The 16,521-nt window shown below is 67.3% G+C and carries 15 protein-coding genes; 7 read left to right on the forward strand and 8 right to left on the reverse strand.

The window, feature by feature from the left end; translation table 11 throughout:
• Window positions 1-1,325 (reverse strand): outer membrane protein assembly factor BamB family protein (locus BOO71_RS18125; RefSeq protein WP_075834726.1); only part of this gene is annotated, 1,325 nt, incomplete at its 3' end.
• Between the two features lie 97 nt (window positions 1,326-1,422).
• Between BOO71_RS18125 and BOO71_RS18130 the strand changes: the two genes are divergently transcribed.
• The 3 genes from BOO71_RS18130 (at window position 1,423) to BOO71_RS18140 (ending at window position 4,571) form a co-directional block, all read left to right on the forward strand.
• Entirely contained in the window at window positions 1,423-1,929 is a 507-nt protein-coding gene (locus tag BOO71_RS18130) for a hypothetical protein (protein ID WP_226342573.1), read from the forward strand.
• Window positions 1,930-2,026: 97 nt separating this feature from the next.
• Complete coding sequence (locus BOO71_RS18135) at window positions 2,027-2,953, forward strand: PEGA domain-containing protein (RefSeq protein WP_075834730.1); 927 nt, start codon at window positions 2,027-2,029, stop codon at window positions 2,951-2,953.
• A 181-nt stretch (window positions 2,954-3,134) separates the two neighbouring features.
• On the forward strand, window positions 3,135-4,571 hold the full coding sequence (locus BOO71_RS18140) for a mercuric reductase (RefSeq protein ID WP_075834733.1): 1,437 nt from the start codon (window positions 3,135-3,137) through the stop codon (window positions 4,569-4,571).
• Window positions 4,572-4,579: 8 nt separating this feature from the next.
• Here BOO71_RS18140 and BOO71_RS18145 read toward each other — a convergent pair whose 3' ends face one another.
• The 6 genes from BOO71_RS18145 to deoC form a co-directional block, all read right to left on the reverse strand.
• Window positions 4,580-5,944, reverse strand: a complete 1,365-nt coding sequence (locus tag BOO71_RS18145) for an MBL fold metallo-hydrolase (protein WP_075834735.1) — start codon at window positions 5,942-5,944, stop codon at window positions 4,580-4,582.
• An 81-nt stretch (window positions 5,945-6,025) separates the two neighbouring features.
• Window positions 6,026-8,116, reverse strand: a complete 2,091-nt coding sequence (locus BOO71_RS18150; RefSeq protein WP_075834737.1) for a peptidoglycan D,D-transpeptidase FtsI family protein — start codon at window positions 8,114-8,116, stop codon at window positions 6,026-6,028.
• Between the two features lie 64 nt (window positions 8,117-8,180).
• Window positions 8,181-8,795 carry a Rod shape-determining protein MreD gene (locus BOO71_RS18155; protein ID WP_254843210.1) on the reverse strand — a complete coding sequence of 205 codons (615 nt, stop codon included), beginning with the start codon at window positions 8,793-8,795 and terminating at the stop codon, window positions 8,181-8,183.
• A gap of 31 nt (window positions 8,796-8,826) precedes the next feature.
• Window positions 8,827-9,609 (reverse strand): rod shape-determining protein MreC, encoded by a 783-nt coding sequence (gene mreC, locus BOO71_RS18160; RefSeq protein ID WP_075834739.1) that lies wholly within the window; start codon window positions 9,607-9,609, stop codon window positions 8,827-8,829.
• The gene (locus BOO71_RS18165; protein ID WP_075834741.1) at window positions 9,606-10,214 is read right to left on the reverse strand and encodes a Maf family nucleotide pyrophosphatase; all 609 of its coding nucleotides are present in this window, start codon (window positions 10,212-10,214) and stop codon (window positions 9,606-9,608) included. Before BOO71_RS18165 ends, mreC begins: the two co-directional genes overlap by 4 nt.
• Complete coding sequence (gene deoC / locus BOO71_RS18170) at window positions 10,214-10,876, reverse strand: deoxyribose-phosphate aldolase (RefSeq protein ID WP_075834743.1); 663 nt, start codon at window positions 10,874-10,876, stop codon at window positions 10,214-10,216. The genes BOO71_RS18165 and deoC overlap by 1 nt, the downstream gene beginning before the upstream one ends.
• A gap of 175 nt (window positions 10,877-11,051) precedes the next feature.
• Between deoC and BOO71_RS18175 the strand changes: the two genes are divergently transcribed.
• The 3 genes from BOO71_RS18175 to BOO71_RS18185 are packed head-to-tail and all read left to right on the forward strand — an operon-like array spanning window position 11,052 to window position 13,296.
• Complete coding sequence (locus BOO71_RS18175) at window positions 11,052-11,558, forward strand: peroxiredoxin (RefSeq protein WP_075834745.1); 507 nt, start codon at window positions 11,052-11,054, stop codon at window positions 11,556-11,558.
• On the forward strand, window positions 11,551-12,249 hold the full coding sequence (rpiA, locus tag BOO71_RS18180; RefSeq protein WP_075834747.1) for a ribose 5-phosphate isomerase A: 699 nt from the start codon (window positions 11,551-11,553) through the stop codon (window positions 12,247-12,249). The genes BOO71_RS18175 and rpiA overlap by 8 nt, the downstream gene beginning before the upstream one ends.
• Before the next feature lie 9 nt (window positions 12,250-12,258).
• Complete coding sequence (locus BOO71_RS18185) at window positions 12,259-13,296, forward strand: PIG-L deacetylase family protein (protein ID WP_075834748.1); 1,038 nt, start codon at window positions 12,259-12,261, stop codon at window positions 13,294-13,296.
• Here BOO71_RS18185 and BOO71_RS18190 read toward each other — a convergent pair.
• Entirely contained in the window at window positions 13,293-15,353 is a 2,061-nt protein-coding gene (locus tag BOO71_RS18190; RefSeq protein ID WP_075834750.1) for a thioredoxin domain-containing protein, read from the reverse strand. The two genes, BOO71_RS18185 and BOO71_RS18190, sit on opposite strands and share 4 nt — an antisense overlap.
• Before the next feature lie 113 nt (window positions 15,354-15,466).
• Between BOO71_RS18190 and BOO71_RS18195 the strand changes: the two genes are divergently transcribed.
• On the forward strand, window positions 15,467-16,375 hold the full coding sequence (locus BOO71_RS18195) for a transglutaminase-like domain-containing protein (protein WP_075834752.1): 909 nt from the start codon (window positions 15,467-15,469) through the stop codon (window positions 16,373-16,375).
• Window positions 16,376-16,521: the final 146 nt, after the last annotated feature.

Consider the following 16,521-nt stretch of genomic DNA (forward strand, 5'->3'; position numbering starts at 1 on the left):
GTGGGTGTGGGAGCGGGAGGGGCGGCGGCCACAGGTGCAAGCGGCGTCAGGGCGGTCAGGGCGGCGCTCGCAGCCCCCTTGCGGGCCTGGGCGGCGGCAGCCAGTTCCACGGCGCTGGGCGCGCGGCCCACGGCGCTGGGCAGGGCGTGGAAGGTGGTCCACGGCCCCACCGCCAGCGGACGCACGCCCCGCACGGCGTTCAGACCGCCGCCCTCGGTGACGAAGTACAGCGTGCCCGCATCGCTGACGGTCACGCCCAGATCCATCTTCTTGCCGGTCCGCAGTTGCCACAGCGCCTGCCCTCCTGCGCTGATGGCGTGAATGGTGCCGCTCAGGTCCGGGACCACCACCGTGCCGTCGCTGAGTTCGGCGGCGGGGGCGGCCACAGGCGAACCGGTGGCGTAGGTCCAGGCGTCCTGACCGTCGGTGCCCACCGCGTAGACCTTGCCGTCGTAACTGCCCACCACCACCAGCCCGGTGCTGGTCACGATGGGACTGGCGTTCACGAACAGCCCAGTCTGGCGGGTCCAGCGCAATTGGCCTGCCGGGTCCAGCGCGTACAGCTTGCGGTCACTGGAGCCGAAATAGATGTTGCCCGCCGCGTCGATGGCCGGGCTGCTGAACACCAGCGATCCGGCGCGGAAACTCCATTTCAGTTTGCCGCCAGGGGTCAGCGCCAGAAGCTGGCTGCCCTGGGTGCCCAGATAGATGGTTCCGTCGGCAGCGATGGCCGGGCTGCTGAACACGGGCGCACCGGCCTTGAAGGTCCACAGGGTCTTGCCCTCCGCACTCAGGGCGTGGACCGTGCCGCCCGCCGTGGCAGCGATCACGCTGCCGTCGGCACGCAGGGCGGGCGTGGCAAAGATGTCGCCGTCCAGCCGGACCTTCCACAGCAGTTTGCCTGCCGGGTCCAGCACATACAGGGAATCGTCGTAACTGGCCGCGATCACGTTTCCCTGCGGGGTGATGACCGGGTAGGCGCGGCCCAGATCGCCCGCCGCGTAATTCCACAGCTCTGTGCCCCCGGCGTCGGTGCGGTGGATGCGCGCGTCGCTGCCGATAAAGACCAGATCGCCGCCCCCCGCCACCGAAACCCCCGAGATCACGCGCAACTCTTTGGTCCAGTCGACTTTGGGAGGTTTGAACTGTGGCACGGACAAGCCGGGTGCGGGCGTGACCTGTGTATTTGAGGTCTGTGTATTTGAGGTCGAGCTTGAGGTCTGGGCCTGGGCAGGAGAAAGCACGGCGGCAGCGCACAGCACGGCCAGCAAACGGGCGCTCAGGACGGCGGACTTCCGGGCAGGGTGGTCAAGAAAGTTCCTCATCTAAAGGTAAGCTCCTTTACATTGCCTTTACGCAATGGTGAATAGGTGGGGAGGGGCGTGGACGCCTGCCAGGGTACGGCCTAAGATGATTGACGTTATGAAGAAAATTCTCATGCTGACCGCGTTCGCGTTGACTGGCCTGGCCGCCGCGCAGGACACCACCCCCGCCCCCGCAACCATGGAGACCATGCCGATGATGGGACCGGCTTCCATGAGCGCGTCCGAGAACTACGCCAAGGCGCAGGAATTCGCCGTGCAGGCCGACGTGGCCTACCCGGTTTCGTTCTACGACCGCACGCTGTGGAAGGCCGCCGTGGACCACTCGTACTACGCCGCCAGCATGGAAGCCACCAACCGCGACTACAACGCGTACCTCGCGCAGCTCTACACCAAGACCCAGTGGTGGATCAACGCCTACAACGCCTGGGACCGTCTGGGCGACCTGAACGACACCGAGAAGCAGTGGGCGTCCCTGAGCGCCGCCAAGCTGGCCTACCTGGCCTTGCAGCGCGGCGACACCGACATGACCCGCATGTACGTGGAAAAGGGCATGGCCTGGGCCGACAGCGCCAGCCTTCAGTCCATCATGAAGCGCCTGCCTTAATTTTAGAGGCAACGAGACTGACCCCAGGCGCACCCGGGGTCAGTTTTTTGGTGTCCTGCTGCCGAATTGTCGGGCAGCAATCTTCTATTCTGTCGCCATGAATCGCCGCGTCGTTCGTCTGTTCTCGGTGGGGGCGCTCCTGACTGGTCTGCTGAGCGCCTGCGTGCCTGCCCCCCTGCGCGCACAGCCCAATGCCCAGGTCCAGGTTCAAACCGCCCTGACCCCCGCGCCCGTACAGGCGGTGACTGGTGAGGGTGGCCTGTACCGCTCGCCCGGTCCATCGGCCCTGCAACTGCGCACGGATCGCCCCGCCTTCGTGACGGCGGTGCTGGTGCCACAGTCCGGCGGCGCGCAGGTCTTTCCGGTAGGCGCGGTTGCGGCAGACACGTCTGTCGCGGTGACGTTGCCGGGCACGCGGGGCTTCACGCAGGTCTTCACCGTGACCAGCCTGCAACCGCTGAACCTGGGTGCGGCGGCGGGCGCGCGTTCGCTGGACGAGGTGGCGCGCGTGGTGCAGCAGGCGGCGGCTCCCCTGCCCACCGGAAGTTACACGGTGGCCACCACGGTCTACCGCGTGGTCAGCTTTGGCAGCGTGGCGGTCAATGCCTCTCCGTCCGGCTCGGAGGTGCGGGTGGATGGCCGCCGGGTGGGCAATACGCCCCTGACCCTGCGTGACGTGCCCGAGGGCCGGGTGACGGTGGAAGTATCGCGCGACGGGTACGACAGCGTGTCCCAGAGCGTAACGGTCCGGCCAGACGCCACCACGCAGGTGAGCGCCAGCCTGAACCGCGAAACCGGCGGCCTGCGGGTGGACAGCGACGTCCCCGCCCGCGTGCTGATCGAGGGTCAGGGGGCAGGCGGCACGCCCCTGCGCGTCCGGGTGCGCCCCGGCGTGATCAATGTCAACGTGGTGCCGCTGGACCCCGCCGCCCGCACCGAGACCCTGCTGGTGCGCGTCAATGCCCACGAGGACACCAGTATCGTTTGCCGCGCCGCACCAGAATTCACCTGTAGCGTCCGCTGAGCGCAGGAAAATCGAACTGGCACAGAGACGCAAGTGCCCTGCGCCTTTGCCACGTCAGCCCGTGAGGGGGGAAACATTCCAGACGCACCCCTTCCCGTGCAGGTACTTTGAACGCTTTCAGGCCCGCTGACGTAAGCTCACTGGCCCGGCCTCACCTCGCAACGGCCCACAAGGAGCTTCCATGACCCACAGCAACAAGTCTTCCGATCCTTCCTCCCCAGCCACCACGGCGCTGGTCATCGGCGCGGGGCAGGCGGGCGGACCGCTGGCCGGGGCGCTGGCAAAGGCGGGCTGGCAGGTCACGCTGATCGAGCGCGAGCATGTGGGCGGCACATGCATCAACGAGGGCTGCACCCCCACCAAGGCCATGATCGCCAGCGCCCGCGCCGCGCATGTGGCCCGCACCTCCGGGGCGCTGGGCGTGAGTGCCGGGCCGGTGCAAGTGGACCTGAACGGGATTGTGGACCGCGTGCAGGGCATCGTGAAGGACTTCCGCGAGGGCAGCCGCTCCGGCGTGCTGAAAGCCGGGGTAGAACTGCTGGACGGTCAGGCGCGGTTTACGGGCGTGCGGCAGGTGGAGGTCACCCTGAACGGCGGCGGCACCCGGCAGCTCAGCGCCGACTACGTGTTCATCAACGCCGGGGCCAGTCCGCGCTGGCCGGAGTTGCCGGGCGTGCGCGACGTAGGCGCGATGACCTCGCGCGACATCCTGCTGCTGCGCGAGCTGCCCGCCCACCTGCTGATCCTGGGCGGCGGCTACATCAGCCTGGAATTCGCGCAACTGTACGCCCGCCTGGGCAGCCGCGTGACCGTGGTGGAAACTGGCGAACGCCTGCTGCCCCGCGAGGACGAGGACGTGGCCGCCGCGCTGCAAACGGTGCTGGAAGACGAGGGCGTGACCTTTTTGCTGGGCGCAGAGGCCATCCAGACCCACAAAAAGGACGGCGAGATCAAGCTGGACATTCGTCAGGGCAACGAGCCGCAAACCCTGACTGGCTCACATCTGCTGGTGGCCGTGGGCCGCACGCCCAACACGGGCGGATTGAACGTGGAGGCGACGGGCGCGAAGCTGGGCAAGCACGGCGAGATTGTGGTGGATCAGCACCTGCGGGCCGCCGAGAACGTGTACGCGCTGGGCGACATCAAGGGTGGCCCCGCCTTCACCCACATTTCCTACGACGACTTCCGCATCGTGCGCGACGCGCTGCTGCACGGCAAGGAGCGTGACTTCCACGAGCGGCCCGTGCCGTACACCCTCTTCACCGATCCGCAACTGGGGCGCGTGGGTCTGGACCGTCAGGGCGCGCGGAAGCTGGGCCGCCCCACCCGCATCTACACCCTGCCCATGTCCAGCGTGGCCCGCGCCATCGAGACCGGCGAGACGGCGGGCCTGATGCGCTGCGTGGTGGACGACGCCACCGATCTGCTGCTGGGGGCCACCGTGCTGGGTTCCGAGGGCGGCGAGGTCATGAGCGCCCTGCAACTGGCCATGATAGGCGGCCTGAGCAGCGCGGACCTCCGCAACGCCACGCTGTCTCACCCGACGCTGTGCGAGTCCATCAACAACCTGTTCATGGGCAAGCCGGAAACGCTGTCGGGTAAGGAAGAAAACGGCTAAACGCGGGGCTATCCTGCCGCCCACGCCTCGTAGCCCCCGGCCAGTTCAGACACCCTGAAGCCCTCGGCGCGTAGCAGGCTGGCGGCGGCGGCGCTGCGCGCTCCACTCTGGCAATGGACGACGATCTCGCGGTCACGCGGCAGCTCAGCCAGAGAAACGGGCAGGCGGCCCGCGTGGAGCTGGCGGCTGCCGGGAATGGCCCCCTGTGCGTGTTCATTCCTGCTGCGAACATCCAGAATCAGGGCGTCGGCGTGCTGGGGCAGTTCGGCGGCGGGGAAGGGCTGGGCCGGTTCGGCAAGCAGATCATCGGCAGACCCAGTAAATCCGATCACCCGGTCCACACCCACCATCCACAGACGGCGGCGCAGCGCCTCGGCACGCCCGGCAGGAGCCAGCAGCACGTACTCGCGCTCCGGGTCCAGCAGCCAGCCCGCCCAGGTTTCCAGGGTGTTGCTGTCTGGCAGATGAATGCTGTTCGTGGGCGCGGCCCGCTGGTACTCGGCGCGGGGGCGGGTGTCGATCAGGCGTGCGCCACCTTTCAGGCGAGAGTTAGCCTCGGCGGCGCTCAGCTCTGGCAGAGGCTCCAGCGTCCCCAGCACTGCCGGGCCTTCCCTGTTCTGCCGCTTCATGCGGGCGTAGTACGCGGGTGCGTCGGGCTGGCCGCTCAGCAGTTCATTGGTAAACGCCTGCTCGTCACCGCCCTGGACGAGAGGGGACCACCACGCCAGCGCCCGCTCGTAGCCCACCGTGGTGGCCGGAACCGCACCCAGCGCCTTGCCACACGCACTGCCGGAGCCGTGCGCGGGCCACACCTGAACGTGGTCCGGCAGGCTCAGAAACCCGTCCCGCAGCGAGGCGAACATCTGCCGCGCGCCCTCAAAACGGGTATCCACGCCGCCCGCCGCCTCGTCCAGCAGATCGGGGCGGCCCACGTCGCCCACAAACACGAAATCGCCGCTGAGCAGCAGCACGGGCAGGTCGCCTCGCGGCAGGTCCGTGACCACGAACGAGAGGCTTTCCGGGGTGTGACCGGGCGTGTGCCGGACCTCGATTTTGATGTTGCCGATCTTAAAGCTGTCGCCGTGGTGCAGGGGATGGTGGTCAAATCTATACGTCCAGTCCGCCCCGCCTTCCGCCGAGAGCAGCAACTGCGCGCCCGTCGCGGCGGCCAGTTCGCGGCTGCCGCTCAGGTAATCAGCGTGAATGTGTGTTTCGGTGACGTGGGTGATGCTCAGGCGCTGCGCCCTGGCCTCGTCCAGATAAATCTGGATGTCGCGTACCGGATCGATGACCAGACATTCGCCGGTTTTCTGGCAGCCCAGCAGATAGGACGCCTGCGCCAGATCGGTGTCGTAGAAGCGCTTGAAATACATGGCGGACCTCCCGGTGAATGGTGGTGGATTGTGTGGACGCTCAGATTAACGCCCTGGTGCGAGCAACGGATGGGCGGGCCGTTACGGCTGCTCTGCCCCGCTCGCCGCCTGCCGCTCGGCCCGCACCTTGTAGACCTCGCGCATGTGGTCCAGCTCGCCCATGCATGGCTGCTGCGTATCCAGGGGCAGGGCGCTGGCCTTATCGTCCAGATTGACGCACCAGCGTGCGGCGAACATGCGCTTGACGGCGTTGATCCCGGCGTCGTAGCCCTCGCCGCCGTTCTGGAAAAAGGACACCACGGCAAAGGTGGGATCATTCACCGGGCCGTAGCCCTCGTACCACGCGTGGGTGTAGGCGTAGCCCTTGTCGGGGCGGGCGCTGATGCCGTTCTCGGCAGTGCCGGTCTTGCCCGCCGTGACCACGGGGAAGAGGTTGGCCCCTAGTTTGGTGCTGGCCGTGCCGCCCCGGATGCCCACGGTCCAGTCCATGCCCTCCTTGACGAACTTGAACACGTCCCTGTTGCCGTTTCGGATCACGCTGTCGGGCGCGGGGCGCACGGGGGCCTTGCCGCCTTCCGCCTGAATCACCGTCAATGGGCGTTCCTGGCCCTCGTTGATGACGGTGGACAGCACCTTGATCAGTTGCGCGGGCGTGACCAGCACGTCGCCCTGGCCGATGCTCATGTTCAGGCCCGAGCCGGGATACCACGGGTGCTGGGGGGTGTTGTAATCGTCGATATCGGTCAGCGTGCCGGTCTTCTCGCCCACGATTTCCAGTCCGGTGGGGCGGTTGTAGCCCAGCTCGGTCAGGCGGGACTTGAGCTGGCGCGAGTACACCCCCGGCGTGGCGCGCACCGCCGAGTCGTAGTACCACGGGTTGCACGAGAAGGCAATCGCCTTGCGCCCGTCTACCACACCTAAATTGGTGTGGGACCAGTTGTTGAAGCGCGCCCGCCCGAAGTAATACGTTGGCGCGCAGGACAGCGAGAAATTGCCCCAGCGCTCCACGTACATCAGGGTGGTGGCAATCTTGAAGACGCTGCCGGGGTTGTACGCCTGCACGGCGCGGTTGCTGGTCACGGCGTCCAGCGCGGCGTCCTTGCGGTTGGGGTCAATCGCCCAGTTCTTGGCCGCCGGGTCCGGGCTGGGCACCCGTGAAAACCAGTTGGGATCGTAGGACGGGCTGGAGGCCATCGCCAGCACCTGATTGGTGCGCGGATCGATGGCGATCACCGCCCCGCGCGTGAAGGGTTCGGGGGGCTTGCCGTACTTCTTGCGGCCCGCGTTCACGTCGGCCAGCCCGGCGCGCAGGGCGTCCTCGGCGGCACGTTGCAGACGGGAGTCGATGGTCAGCACGACGTCCTGCCCGCGCTGGCCCGGATCGATCACGTGTTCAGTCAGGGGCCGCCCGGTGGCCGTGACCTCGCGCCGCAGCACGCCGTTCTTGCCTTCCAGCGTCTTTTGCAGGCTGTATTCCAGCCCCGAGCGGCCCACCAGATCGCCCACCGTGTAGCCGTCGTCCTTGACCTGACGGTCATTGGCCTCCTGCACGTAGCCCAGCAGGTGCGCGGCCATCTTGCCCTCGGGGTAGATGCGCTCGACGCGCTCTCGGAGTTCCAGGCTGGGGATCAGGACGGTGTATTCGTACAGGGCGGCCAGCCGGTCCTGCGACACGTTGCGGGCCAGCACGGTCTCGGTTTCCTTCCTGAAATCCGGTTCGCGGGGCCTGCCGTCCTTGAGGGCGTCGGGTTTGATTCCGGCCAGATAGACGATCTTGTCCCAGGCGGGAATGGCCTCGCCGCGCGCAGCCGCCTTGCGTCCGGTATAGACCAGATCGACGGCCAGACGGTTGGTGGCCAGCAGCAGGCCGTCGCGGGTGCGGATCTCGCCGCGCAGGGCACGGATCACCTCGTCACGCTGGAAGTTGCTGGCCGACTGCACCGCGTACTGGCTGTGCTGCGTGACCTGGAGGGTGTACAGCCGCGCGCCCAGTCCCAGCAGCCCCACGCTGAAGGCGAGGGCCACCCAGCCCACCCGTCCAGCCCCATTACCGATGGCCCCGGCCTTGCTCCTCCCAGTTTTATCGGTCTTCGGCGCGGCCCGCTTACGCTCACGCTTTAACCGTTCATGCCGCCGATCAGGACGGTGCAGGGGATTCTCGGCGCGGCTCATGGGGACGCCGCCGCTGAGCGGTCTCGCCTCAAGTTAAACGCCTTCCCCACAAGCCCCTCCCCCCTCACGCCAGTTTCTCCTGCGGGCCGGGGCGGGGGCCGATGCCCCAACTCACGGCCCACTCCCACAGCGGATACGCCAGCAGTGTACCCAGCAGCAGGGTGGGAATCGTGGTCAGCAGCAGATTCACCGTGATCAGGTCCGAGCGCAGCCAGTACGCCAGCGCCGCGAAGGTCAGCCACTCGCCCGCCACCGCGACGATCACGCTCAGCACGATCTGCACCGGGCCGGAATCGGCGACATATCGGCGAATCAGCAGCACCAGCAGCACGGCCCCGGCCAGCCCCGCCGCGTGCAGGCCCAGCACGCCACCGCCCAGCAGGTCCTGCCCCAGCCCGACGCCGTAGGCGGCCACCAAAGCCCACGCCGGAACCATGCGCCACGCCAGCGCCACGGCGGTCAGCAAGAACAGGTCCGGGGCGGCGATGCCCGCCGAGTCGGCCAGCCGTGACAGCAGGCCCTGCACGGCGATCAGCAGGGCGGCGTAGACCACGGCCCGCAGCACCCGTGCTGGTCCGCGTTGCGGCAGGCTGGCGCGCGGGCCGAGGCCGCCCCGGCCCAGGCCACCGCTGCCCAGGCGTCCGCCGCCCCGCTTGCCCAGTCCGCGCCGACTCAGCATCTCAGACCGGACATCACAGCCGCTCCAGACATCACAGTCCCTCCAGAATGGTCACGTCTTCCACCACGCCCAGGTCCACGGCAGGCTTGACGATCACCGAACGGTTCACGTCGTTCGGCCCCAGCGGCAGCACCTTTTCCACCTTGCCCACCCGCACGCCCACCGGGTAGACCCCGCCCAGACTGGAGGTCACCAGCACGTCTCCAGCCTTGATCGGCACGCCCCGCGAGAATTCGGCGCGCAGGCGGTCCGGGGGAACGCCGTGGGCCAGTCCGCGCCCGCCGCCACCGCCCTGAAGCGTGACGCCCACGGTACTTTCGGGGTCCACCAGCGAGACCACCGTGGCCTGCCGCGCGCTGACCCCGGTAATCTGCCCCACCAATCCGCCTGGCACCGTGACCGGCATGCGGACACGTACACCGTCGCGCGTGCCCCGGTTGAGGGTCAATCTTGACAGCAGCGGGCTGGGGTCCACCGCGATCACCTGCGCGATGCCCACCGCGTTGGGGGCCTGCGTGCGGGTGATGATGTCCAGTTGCTTCAGGCGGCTGGCCTCGCGGGTCAGCAGTTCGTTGCGCTGGCGCAGCACGTCGTTCTGCTGCTGCAACCGGGTCACCTCGGCGCGCAGGTCACGTTGCTGGGTCACCGTGGTCACGGCGCGGCGCAGGTTATCGGCCACCACGATGCCCACCTGCGACGCGGGCGCGGTGAACGAACGCAGCGCCGTGGGCGGCACCACCTGAAAGCGGGTCAGCACCATGCTCAGCAGCAGCAGCCCCGCAAAGACCAGCCACAACGGACGCGCGCCCGTCACGCCGGAGCAGCCTCCTGTGCCAGCGCGCCCCAGACGGGGACGCCATGACCGCGCAGCAGGCCAATGACCACCGACATGGGAAAGCCCACCACATTGGAGAACTCACCGTCAATGTGAGACACCAGCGCCTGCCCCAGCCCCTGCACGCCGTAGCCCCCGGCCTTGTCCAGCCCCTCGCCGGACTGGGCATAGAACTCCATCTCAGTTTCAGACAGGGTGCGGAAGGTCACGTCGGTGCGGGCGACTTCTGTGCGCTCGTTGCCGCCCACGAATACAGAAACCCCGGTGAAGACCTGATGCGTGCGGCCAGAAAGCTGGCGCAGGAAGTCAGCGTTCTCGGTGGAGTTGGCAGGCTTGGCAAGTAGCACGCCGTCCACCGCCACCACCGTATCGGCAGCGATCACCAGTGCGGCGGGATTCAGGGCAGCCACGCTGCGGCCCTTCAGGGCGGCCAGTTCGGCGGCCAACTTATGCGGGTCCGTCTCTAAGCTGTCCTCGTCCTCACCGCTGACCTGCACGCGGAATTCCACGCCCAGCAGGGTCAGCAGTTCGCGCCGCCGGGGGCTGCCGGAAGCGAGGACGACTTCAGGGAATTGAGCCGCCATCAATAGCCCTCGCCGCTCTGCTCGCCTGCCACCAGGGCCACGCCGCCCGAGGTGCCCAGGCGGTCTGCCCCGGCCTCGATCATGGCGTGGGCGTCCTCCGCACTGCGGACCCCACCCGCCGCCTTGATCTTCGCGCGGCCCGCGATCACGTCGCGCATCAACTTCACGTCCTCCAGTGTCGCGCCCCCGGTGCCGAAGCCGGTGCTGGTCTTGACGAAATCCGCGCCGCCCTGCACCGCCGCCTCTGTCGCGCCGCGCTTCTGCTCGTCGTTCAGGTAACAGGTCTCGATAATCACCTTCAGAACGTGGTCAGGGATGGCCTGTCGCACCGCCTTAACGTCGGCCTGCACGGTGGCCCAGTCCCCGGCCAGCGCCGCGCCGATGTGGATGACCATGTCCACCTCGTCGGCACCTTCTTCGACGCTCAGGCGGGCCTCCACGGCTTTCTGGCCGGAAGTGACGGCCCCCAGCGGAAAGCCGCAGACGGTGGCGATTTTCACGGCACTGCCTTCCAGCTCGGCGCGGGCCTGGGCCACGTACACGGGATTGACACACACGGCGTAGAAGGCGTTGTCGCGGGCCTCCTGGCACAGTTTAGTGATGTCGGCGGGTGTCGCGGTGGCTTTCAGCAGGGTGTGGTCAATGTAGGGAGCGAGCTTCACCCCCCCAGCATACGAGTGATGGGGCTGAGAAGTGCGGGAAACGGTGGAAATCTGGCGGGGCGCTGCGCCTGCGGGGAAGCGGAGAGAATCACCCATCCCCTGCAAAACACACTGAGGGAACCTTGCGTTCAGCCATCGGGCGTAGGCGGAACCGTCCCCGCGTTACCCTGGGCGCATGACAGACTCCGCCCCCGTTTCCCAGTCCGGCGTCCCCCAGTCCGGCCAGCCCTTTCCCGACTTCACCTTGAACGACGCCTCCGGCCAGTCGCACGGCCTGAACGACTATGCGGGCAAGTATCTGGTGCTGTACGTCTATCCCAAGGACGACACCCCCGGCTGCACCAAAGAGGCGTGCGATTTCCGCGACAGCGCGCCGCTCAAAGCTCTGGGCGCGGCCATCGTGGGCGTCAGTGCGGACGACGCCGACAGCCATACCCAGTTTGCCGAGAAGCACAGCCTGCCCTTTCCGCTGCTGAGCGACCCGGACGCCGCGTACCTGAAAAGCATCGGCTCCCACGGCCCCAAGAACATGTACGGCAAGGTCACCGAGGGCATCAAGCGCCAGACCTTCCTGATAGGCCCGGACGGCAAACTGGTGAAAAGCTGGCTGGCCGTGTCGGTGGACGGCCACGCGGACGCGGTGGCGGCGGCGATTGAAAAGGACCAGAGCAAGAATGCCTGACCCCCGCACGGTGGACCTGGAGCCGCTGAAGAAGGAAGCCGCCCTGCGCGCCGTCGCCCTGATCGAGAGCGGGATGCGCGTGGGCCTGGGCACGGGCAGCACTGCCAAATACGCCATCGAAGAAATCGGGCGCAGGGTGCAGAACGGGGAATTGACGGGCATCGTGGGAGTGGCCACCAGCGAGGCGAGTGACCTTCTGGCGCGCGAGGTGGGCATCACCGTGGAACCCCTGGACCCGCGCCCGCTGGATATCGCCATCGACGGCGCGGATGAAATCGCCCCCAACCTCGACCTGATCAAGGGACTGGGCGGCGCACTGCTGCGCGAGAAGCTGACCGAGGTGCAGGCGCGGCGGCTGATCATCATCGCGGACCACAGCAAGATCGTGGGGCAAATTGGCGAGAAATCTCCGCTGCCCATCGAGATCGCCCGTTTCGGCTTCCTGAGTACCGTCGAGCGGCTGCGGCAGATCGTCCCCGGCGGAAGGCTGAGGCAGCCCGGCGCGCAGCCCTACGTGACCGACAACGGCAATTACATCTACGACGCGCAACTGGCGGTGGGCGGTGATATCGCCGCGCTGGAAAGGCAGCTTAAGGGCACGCTGGGCGTGGTGGAGACCGGCCTGTTCCTGGGCATGGCCGAGCGGGCGTTCGTGGCCTCGCCGGACGGAGTCAGGGAACTGAGCCGCTAAGCTGAACCCATGCGACGGCTGATCGGACAGGGTTTGGGGGGGCGGCGCTTCGGCAGTCGGCGGCGAGACTGGGTGCTGGGCGCGCTGCTGCTGCTGGCGCTGGCGCTGGCCTACGCCATCAACGCGGGTTCGGCGCTGGTCGTGCTGTACCCGCGTGCCGTCTCCGCCGTGCGCGCCCTGCCGGAGCTGCCGCCCATCCGCGCCGGACAGACGGTGCTGATGGTCAGCCCGCACCCGGACGACGAGAGTTTGTGCTGCGGCGGCATGATCGCCGGGGCGGTGCGGGCCGGGGCGCAGGTGTACATCGTGTGGGTCACCAGCGGCGACGGCTTCGAGCTGGACGGCGCGTTGCTGGACCGCACCTTCCGCCCGCGTCTGGTGGCCACCGAGAAACTGGGCCGCCGCCGCATGGACGAGGCCGCCGCCGCCGCCGCCGCACTGGGCGTGCCCGCCAGCCACATCACCTTTCTGGGCTACCCGGACGGCGCACTGCTGAAGATGTGGAACAGTCCCGATCCGGTGCGTTCGCCGCACACGGGGGCGCTGCGCGTTCCCTACGAACGGGCGCTGTCACCCGGCGCGGTTTACAAGGCAGCCAACCTGCGCCGCGATCTGGGCAGCGTGCTGGATAAGGTCAAACCCGATGTAGTGCTGCTGCCGTCCACCAGCGACTTTCACAGGGACCACATCGCCACCAGCCTGTTCACGCAGCAACTGCTGAAACAGCGCGGCTGGACCTCCCGCGCGCGCTACTGGATCGTCCACGGCGGGCTGGAATGGCCGGTGCCCAAGGGACTGCACGAGGGATTTCCGCTGCTGATCTCGCCGCGCGGCTTTCACCTGCCCTGGCAGCGCGCCGATCTGAACCAGCAGGACGAGGACCAGAAGCTGGCGGCCCTGAACGCCCACCGCACCCAGATGATGGTCATGCGCCGCTTCATGGAAGCCTTCGTGCGCCAGAACGAGCTGATTACCCTGAAGGAAACGGGCAACCCCGCCGACGGCACCAAGAGCGAGGAGGAGGACGGCGGGTATGGGGGCTTTTAAACCGAGTTCTGGGAGGAGGTCTGGTTCGCCAGTTCCTCCAGTTGCCGCCTGAACTGCGCCGCGTCATGCGTGGGCAGATCACAGCTCCGGTTGCGGCAGACATACCCCAGCCCGCCACCCGGACGGTCCTGCAAGACGGGCAAGTCCCCACCCGCCTCCGTGAACGCCAGCGCCGTGAAAGGCAAGGAAATCCCGGCAGTCACCGCTTCCAGCTCCCGCCTTTCTTCCGGCGTGCCGATGATGGCGACTTCGGAATGCGGGGCGGCCAGAAACGCCGACGCCTGCCACAAGCCGCCGAAGCCCCCACTGGCGGCCAGCATATCGGTGCGGAAACTCTGGACGGTGCGGCGGGCCAGTTCCTCCGCGCCGGACAGGGCGAAATAGCGGTCCATCCACAGCGCCAGCAGCGCCGCCGCCGCGTTGTCGCTTAAAACCGCACTGTCGAAGCCGGGAGCCTGTCGGGTCAGCAACGTCTCGGCCCGTCCGCCAGAGGCCATGAAAACGCCCGCCTCCTCGTTCCAGAAATCGCGCTGAACGACGCCCCACAACTCGCGTGCCCATTCCAGATGGGCGATGTCGCCGCCCGCCTGAAACAGCGCGACAAGCCCCAGACCGTACAGCGCATGATCTTCCAGCAGGCCCTCCACCTTTGCCTGACCGCCGCCCCAGGTGTGGCGTAGGGTGCCGTCGGTCAGGCGCAGTTCAGCGTGGATAAAGTCGGCGTTGCGGCGCGCAATCTCTAAATAATGCGGCTCCTGCAAGATGCGCGCCGCGTCCGCGAAAGCCGCCAGCGCCAGCCCATTCCAGGAGGTCAGCACCTTGTTGTCGGTGCCGGGTTGATCGCGGGTCTGGCGGGCAGCGTGCAGACGATTTTTCAGCCCCTCCAACCGCATGCCGATGCGTTCCTCACTGTCGCCGTGCAGGGCGGCCAGATCGGCCAGCGGGGTGGCCACGAACGGCACCGAGCGCCGCCCATATTCGGGACGGTGGGGGTCCAGAAAATTGCCCTCGTCGCTGATGCCCAGATTCTGCATCGCCAGTGCTGAGTCCTCGCCGTCGCCCAGCACGGCACGCACCTCGTCAGGGGTCCAGGTGAAGGTCAGGCCCTCCACGCCGCTCGTATCGGCGTCCTGCGCGCTATAAAAGCCGCCGCCCTCGTGCAGCATCTCGCGTTCCAAGTACGCCAGGGTTTCGCGGGCCAGCCGCGCGAATTCGGCGTCACCGCTGACCCCATACGCGCGCAGCAACGTGCGGGCCAGTTGGGCGTTGTCGTAGAGCATCTTCTCGAAGTGCGGCACGCGCCACCCGGCATCCACGCTGTAGCGGTGAAAGCCTCCGCCCAGTTGATCGTAAATGCCGCCGTGGGCCATCTGACGCAGGGTGCTTAGGGCCATGCTGCGGCCATCCGCACGCGTCAGCAGGAAATCGAGGGTGGTGGGGGCGGGGAATTTGGGTGCGCCGCCAAAACCGCCCTGAACGCCGTCGTACACCCGGCGCAGGTTCGCCACACCGCGTTCCAGAAAGTCGGCGGGCAGATCTCCCTCCGCCGGGCGCGGCTGGCTGGCCTCGCGGACGTGGGCGCTGAGGGCCTGGGCATTGGCGACTATCTTCTCGCGGTCCCCGGTCCAGGCATTGACCACGCTGCCCATCACGCGCATGAAGCTGGGCATGCCCTGACCGTCGCGCGGCGGAAAATAGGTTCCGGCGTAGAACGGCTCGGCCTCGGGGGTCAGGAAGACGGTCATGGGCCAGCCGCCCTGCCCGGTCATGGCCTGGGTGGCGGCCATGTATACGGCGTCCACGTCGGGGCGTTCCTCGCGGTCCACCTTGACGTTCACGAAATGCTCATTCATAAAGGCTGCCGTCGCCGTGTCCTCGAAGCTCTCGTGGGCCATGACATGGCACCAGTGGCAGGTGGAGTAGCCCACCGACAGCAGCAGCGGCACACCCCGCTCACGCGCCTCGGCGAAGGCTTCTACGCCCCAGGGCTGCCAGTCCACCGGATTGTCGGCGTGCTGGCGCAGATAGGGGCTGGATTCGGTGGCAAGGCGGTTCATGCCACTCAGGCTAACGCGCCCCGGGCATCTGCGGGATTTGCGCCCCACTGCACAGACTTCATACATTCGGGCTTCACACATTCGACTTTCAAAAAAGCCTCAGACTACGGTGAATGACACAGGCCAACAGCACTCCCGCCGCAGAGGACACCGCCTTTGACCGTCCCGTCCGGGTGCGGGCCGGGTTCTCATTAACTTTCGAAGTGCCGTACCCCACCCCCATGCTCTTCGTGGTGCAGCCGGGTGACCGCCTGGACGCCACCGGCACCCGCCAGCGCATCATCGACTCACGGCCTCTGGGCGCTGCCGAGGGCATTCATACCTATGTGGACGGCCACGGCAACACCGTCTGGCGCACGGTGGCACAGCCCGGTACCTTCACCATCGGGCACGACCTGATCGCGGAGATCACACGCAACGCGGACCCCGTACTGCCGCACCTGAAAAAGATGATGGTGGAGAACCTGCCCGACGAGACCATCCAGTACCTGCTGCCCAGCCGTTACGTGGACAGCGATCTGATCAGCGCCGAGGCGTGGGACCGCTTCGGGCATATCGCCGGGGGCTGGGCGCAGGTGCAGGCCATCAGCGACTTTCTGTTCGACGAGTGCGCCTACGGCTACGGCTCGAACAGCTCCACCACGGCCAAGCAGGCGTTGGACAGCCGCAAGGCGGTGTGCCGGGATTTCGCGCACATGGGCGTGGCCTTCTGCCGCGCGCTGAACATTCCCGCCCGCTACGTCTGCGGCTACATGCCCGACATCGACATCGTGCCGGACCCCGTGCCGATGGACTTCCACGCGTGGTTCGAGGCGTATCTGGACGGCCAGTGGCGCACCTTCGACGCCCGCCACAACAAACCCCGTGCGGGCCGCGTGCTGATCGCGCAGGGCCGCGACGCCAGCGACGTGGCCTTTTCCACCACTTTCGGCAGCGCCACCCTGACCCACATGAAGGTCTGGGCCGACGAGACCGATTTTGACAACACGCTGGACATCGAACCGAATCCCCGGATTTTCTAGGCCAGGGACTATTCCAGGCCAGAGGTAAAACGCGGGACGCAGTGAAGGAAGCTGCGTCCCGCATTCTTTGCTGATTGGCTCACCGCCCACTGCATCAGGGATCAATGAAAAATCCCTCTCCGTGGGGAGAGGGTAAGGTAAGGAGC

This window comes from Deinococcus marmoris (genome assembly GCF_001949125.1).
GTDB classification, from domain to species: Bacteria; Deinococcota; Deinococci; order Deinococcales; family Deinococcaceae; genus Deinococcus; species Deinococcus marmoris_A.